General features: G+C 47.0%; 4 protein-coding genes. 2 read left to right on the forward strand and 2 right to left on the reverse strand.

The genetic code is table 11. From position 1 onward, the window contains the following. Positions 1 to 73: 73 nt before the first annotated feature. Both QUB61_RS37535 and QUB61_RS37540 read right to left on the reverse strand, forming a co-directional pair. Entirely contained in the window at positions 74 to 1,339 is a 1,266-nt protein-coding gene (locus tag QUB61_RS37535; protein ID WP_333136294.1) for a glycosyltransferase, read from the reverse strand. A gap of 592 nt (positions 1,340 to 1,931) precedes the next feature. Continuing rightward, the gene (locus QUB61_RS37540; RefSeq protein WP_333136292.1) at positions 1,932 to 2,849 is read right to left on the reverse strand and encodes a YihY/virulence factor BrkB family protein; all 918 of its coding nucleotides are present in this window, start codon (positions 2,847 to 2,849) and stop codon (positions 1,932 to 1,934) included. Between the two features lie 120 nt (positions 2,850 to 2,969). Between QUB61_RS37540 and QUB61_RS37545 the strand changes: the two genes are divergently transcribed. Further along, complete coding sequence (locus QUB61_RS37545; protein ID WP_333136290.1) at positions 2,970 to 4,058, forward strand: hypothetical protein; 1,089 nt, start codon at positions 2,970 to 2,972, stop codon at positions 4,056 to 4,058. A 367-nt stretch (positions 4,059 to 4,425) separates the two neighbouring features. After that, positions 4,426 to 5,319 (forward strand): CNNM domain-containing protein, encoded by an 894-nt coding sequence (locus QUB61_RS37550; RefSeq protein ID WP_333136288.1) that lies wholly within the window; start codon positions 4,426 to 4,428, stop codon positions 5,317 to 5,319. Positions 5,320 to 5,406: the final 87 nt, after the last annotated feature.

Raw genomic sequence — 5,406 nt, forward strand, 5'->3', positions numbered from 1 at the left:
CCTTGACTCGCACAGCGAACATCCCGTCGCTCCAGGTCGTACCATGTTTGGCGCGGGGCTTCCCGCGACTAAGCTAAGCGCTCACGGGGTCAAGTTGACTGGCCGAGTGTTGGAGCAGTTGAGTGTAAAGTTGACTGAGTTGGGAGGCGATACGGTCCCAACTGAAATAGGTTTCGACGCGCTGGCGGGCTCTGTGTCCGAGTTGCAGGCGCCATAGTGAGTCACCTAACAAGCGATCGATCGCATCGGCAAAGACTGCTTCATTTTTTGGCGGCGCGAGCAAACCTGTTTCTTGCGGCACTACAGTATATTTGAGCCCTCCCACGTCGGAGGCGATTACGGGCGTGCCGCAGGCCATCGCTTCCAGGGCCACTAAACCCAAGGGTTCGTAATGGCTGGGAACGACGCACACATCGGCGGCGGCGTAGTAGGCGGGGAGAATGTCTCGGCTCAAGCCGCCCGGAAAACTGGTAATGTCGCTCAGGCCGAGTTCTTCAACGATGCTGCCGATACGATCGCGCTCTTTGCCGTCGCTTTCCCCCGGACGCCACCCGCCGCCAATTATGAGTTTTAAATCGGCTTTGGGCACCGCCGACAGACTGACGGCGCGGACTAAGGTTTCGATGCCCGATCGGGGGTCGAAACTGCCGGCGTACAACACGACTTTGGTTTCGGGGGCTATTCCCAACTCGCGGCGGGCGGTCCAGCGGGCGATCGAGCCGAACCGTTCAATGTCGGTACCGCAGGAAATGATGTCAATATTGCCTTTTGAGGAAACCACAGACATCATGTGTTCTTTTTCTTGGGGACTGGTAGCCACGACGCGATCGGCTGTTTCCAGAAGTGTTTTTTCTACTTGCAGCCTGGTTTTGGCAATCGTCGGAATTGTCGAAACCGACTTGTATTTAACTGCTGCCAAAGAATGGTAAGTGTGAACTTGCAGCAGGGGTTGCGATTTTTTCAACTCCATTCCCACCCAAGAAGACAGCCAGTAATTTGTGTGAACTAAGCGATATTCAAAACCTGACTCTAACTGAAACTTCTGAAATTCTTGAACAAAGATTGGTAAATATCCATAAAGTTCGTCGCGAGGAATAAATTCTTGCGGCCCTGCTACTAGCCGAATTGTCCGGCAATGGGGACTGTGCTGTACAATGCTTGCTTGTTGCCGATCGGATGAGCGGGTGAACATATCAACTTGCCACCCCTGTTTAGCCAGAGCTTCCCCTACTTGACGCACGTAAACATTTTGCCCGCCCGCTTCTTCTTTGCCAATTTCCACAGAGGGATCGCCGTCTACGGAGATCAGAGCGATGCGTTTTTTAGTTAAGGAAATCATGATTTTTTACCAAAAATTACAAATATTTCAGAAGAAGATTTAAAGTGTAATTTTGGCTGCGGCGCCGGGACTCGCATCTTCTAGCTCATTTTTATTAAAGTCAAAATACGGGATCGATCAATCATCCTTCAGGGATAAGTTGTAGGTAAAAATAGAAAGACAACTTCCTTCTGCTGACAGAGACGTGCAGCAGCTCAAACTCTAGATAATCTAAATATAAATGAACGAGGGTGAAGGGAATAATTTTCCGTATTCTGCCCGGTGTCAAACTCGCACCTCCTAGCAATATCTAACTCGAGCCTGCTTTCAGCTTGCTGCTATAGATGCGAGGTCAGCCGAAGCTAGAATTTTACCCCTCTGGATAAATAAGTAGGGCTATTGATAAAGCAGAAGTCGGTCGTCCCGAAGACCGAATATTATAGGGCTAGCGAAAAAAAAAACCAAAATTATTGCATTCAAAATTTTTCTTTCCTTCCGCCTTTCCCCTTCTGCCTTTTTCCCTATTCCTTCTGGCTTATTCCTTCTGGCTTCTGGCTTCTTCTGTCAAACTCCGGAGTGCGAGTTTAACCTCAAATTTCCCGTTTGTCTAATGTTAAGACTTCTTCCGCTGTTTGCGTGGGGAGGATTCCCCGTTTTCGCTGTTGAGGATATTCTTTTGCGAACCTGGCATCCGGGATCCGTATCGGTTAGTCCAAACTTGGGTAAACTCGGCACCTAAGAAGAGAATTTGAGCGGAATAATTAATCCAAAGCAGGATAATCACGAAGGAGCCCGCAGCACCGTAGGTAGAGGCTATACCGCTACCTCCGAGGTAAATTCCAATTAGGGATTTGCCGATCGTAAACAGCACTGAGGTGATGGCGGCGCCGATCCAAACATCATTCCAGGCAAGATGGACATCGGGCAAGAGTTTGTAAATTAAGGCAAAAAGCAGTGTAACTACGCCAAAGGAGAGAGCAAAGTCCACAATCTGCCAAATGTTGATTGGTAATTGCAGCAAGCCGTTCAACCAATAGCTGACGGCGGCTAAAATGGCGCTAATGACTAAAGATACTAGCAGTAGAAAGCCTATGCCTAAAATCATTGCAAAAGACAATATGCGGTCTTGCAGGAATCCCCAGATGCCTCGTCCGGGGGGCGGTGAAACATTCCAAATAGTATTGAGGGCTTCTTTGAGATTAGTAAACACGTTGGAAGCACCCCACAAAAGTGTAGCGATGCCGACTATAGTAGCAATCATTCCCGACTTGGGTTCGGAGGCTTTTAGGATGAGTTCTTGGACGGTTTCGGCGCCTTCTTTGCCGATTAAACTTTGGAGTTGGGCGACGATTTGACCTTGGGCTGCGTCTGCACCAAAGACTAAACCGGCGATCGCAATTACGATAATTAGCAGCGGGGCGAGGGAGAAGACTGTGTAATAGGCTAGGGCGGCGGCTAGGGTTGGCGCTTTATCTTCTTGCCATTCAGTAAAAGTTTGTTTGAGCAGCGATATGACTGTTTTTAAATTCACGGCTTTGGGTTTCCTTATACTTAGCGTTAGCGTTCACCAAGGGATTTTAAGAGGTTAGGAGCTTTTTAGCGTCGGCCACAAGATAGATTTATCGATTAGCAAATTCGGAAAATTACTTTTATGTCAGATTCCAACACAATTGTTAACAGCACCGATGTAAACTTGTCCAAAAAAGCAATGTCTTGGGCAAAATTGAGCGCATTAGTAGCGGTGGTCAATTTCTTGCTGCTGGTTTTCCATTTCAGTTACCTTCAGCTGCGCCCTGTTTATCAGAACTTTTTTCCGGGTTTAGTTAAAATTTATGACCCGATTAAAGGTATTGATTCGAGTTTGCCAAATCCCGAATATTTGAAAAGCGCTGACCAGTTTTGGCGAATTGATACGTTTTTTATCGGTTTTTTTGCGGCGGAATTTTTGATTAAAAGTCTGTTCCATACCCGCCGCAAACCGGGGGTAACTTGGTTTGATTTTGTGCTGAGGCGCTGGTACGAGGTGTTTCTGGTGCTCCCGATTTGGCAGGGGTGGCGGATTCTGCCGGTATTGGTGCGGCTGCACAAGTCGGGTTTGCTGAATCTCGATCGGGTAGTTGCTCAAGTTACCTACGAACCGGTGGCTTATTTAGCCGATACGATGTCGGAATACATGATGGTGCGGTTTATCAATCAAGCTAAAAGTTCGATCGAACAGGGCGATGCGGCGCAGGTACTGCTGGCGCAGCAGCAGCCGTACCTTCATGTCAATCAGGAAAATACGATCGAACAAATTACCAAGCGGATTTTGGATCTGACAATTTACAAAGTTTTGCCGCAGGTGCAACCGGATTTGGAAGAATTGCTGCACCACAATTTGGAAACAACAATCAAACAGTCGGATTTTTATCAAATCCTGCAAAATTTCTCTCCGATTAACATTTTGCCGACGGAGATGACGGAACAGCTAGCGAATTATTTGGCTAAAACTGCTGTTGATGTGGTATCTACTACTTATGAAGACGATAAAGGTAGAAAAATTCTCGATAATTTCAGCCAAGAATTTAATCAAAGTTTGCGGCGGGAATTGCAAGATGAGAAAACTCTCGGGGAATTGCAGTCGCTGCTGTCGGATTTGTTGGAAGAAGTGAAGTTGAATTATATTCAAGGCGGGTTGAAGTCCGATCCGGTGGAGACTTTTACGGAAATTAACTCGCTCCGGGAGGTAAGGGAGAGTTGATACAGCAATGAGTTCGGGCTTTGTGAATTAGATTCTTTCTTTTTACTCACATCTTGCACCCTTGTCAAGAACAGGCAAGATGCCTGTTCCACCATAAAATTCATCTCTTGTGGAACAGGCATCTTGCCTGTTCCTAAACAAATAATTGAGAATGGTGCCATATTTCAGTTAAAACGAACCGCGAAGACGCGAAGGGCGCGAAGGAAGAGAGGAGAAAGAGTTTACAAGTTCTACGGGTAAGGTGCGCATTGCGCACCTAGGAATTGGGGTAGTGCGGATATCCGAAATGTCGGGCGTTTAACCTCTCTGAATCGCAAGCTAAAATAAAAGAATTAACCTTAAACCTCTATCCTATTAAATATCAATCTTGAACAACATTACCTGCCTAGAAATAGAAGTCGCTCAAACAATGCTGAGATTAGCAATGTTGCTGGGCTTAACACTTTTAATCGCCTTTTTTGTGGCGTCTGAACTAGCATTAGTATCAGCGGATCGCCATCAAATCCGCCAACTTGCTCAGTTGGACGATCGCCGAACCGCTAAAACCGCTGAACTCGTCCACCAAGCTCAGAACAACATACCGCATTACCTGTCTGTGACTCAAACTGGCACAACAGCAGGGAGTTTGCTGTTGGGTTGGTTGGGTGAGGGAGCGACTGTACACTGGATCGAACCGTGGATCGACAAATTGCCGATCGGTCATTTGTCGGCCGTGCTGACTGCTCATTCGATCGCCGTTCCCGCAGCTTTTATCTTTGTAACTTACGTAGAAATAGTTTTAGGAGAACTAATCCCCAAAGTATTAGCAACCCACGCTCCAGAACGCACCGCTTTGCTGTTGATGCCGGCCCTCGAACTCTGCTCAAAATTACTGTGGCCGCTGCTAGCAATTCTCAACGGTACCGTGCGGCTGCTGACCGGTTGGATTACCAGTAAAGAGTCTCAACCGCTGCTGCCACTTTCCGAGGTAACTTTCGTTCAAAAAGATGCTCATTCGGTACTAATTTCTGGCAATTGGGAAGTGACAGCAGTTAACGAAAAACTCGGGTTAAACCTGCCGACTAACCAAGCTTACCAAACAATCGCCGGATTCGCGATCCACAATTTAGGTAAAATGCCAAATCAAGGCGATCGGCTAGTGTGGGGCGAGTTGGAAATAGAAGCAGCAAATGTAGTAGAAGGCAGTTTAGAAACCGTGCTTCTGCGTCAGGTAACTCGCCCCTTATTTGAGACTCAGCAGCCAGAACTCGTGTTGAATTAAATTACTGCGGGTCATTACTCACAAGTTAAGCTAAAAGCACTATTGTCAATGAGTAAAATTACTCATCTTTTACCTGTTGACCCAATT

Source organism: Microcoleus sp. C2D2 (assembly GCF_036702495.1).
In the GTDB taxonomy this organism is placed as follows: Bacteria; Cyanobacteriota; Cyanobacteriia; order Cyanobacteriales; family Microcoleaceae; genus Microcoleus.

Bases quoted from the DNA above. Each gene is read 5' to 3' on its own strand.
- QUB61_RS37545 (WP_333136290.1), top strand. From the start codon at position 2,970: ATGTCAGATTCCAACACAATTGTTAACAGCACCGATGTAAACTTGTCC.
- QUB61_RS37535 (WP_333136294.1), bottom strand. From the start codon at position 1,339: ATGATTTCCTTAACTAAAAAACGCATCGCTCTGATCTCCGTAGACGGC.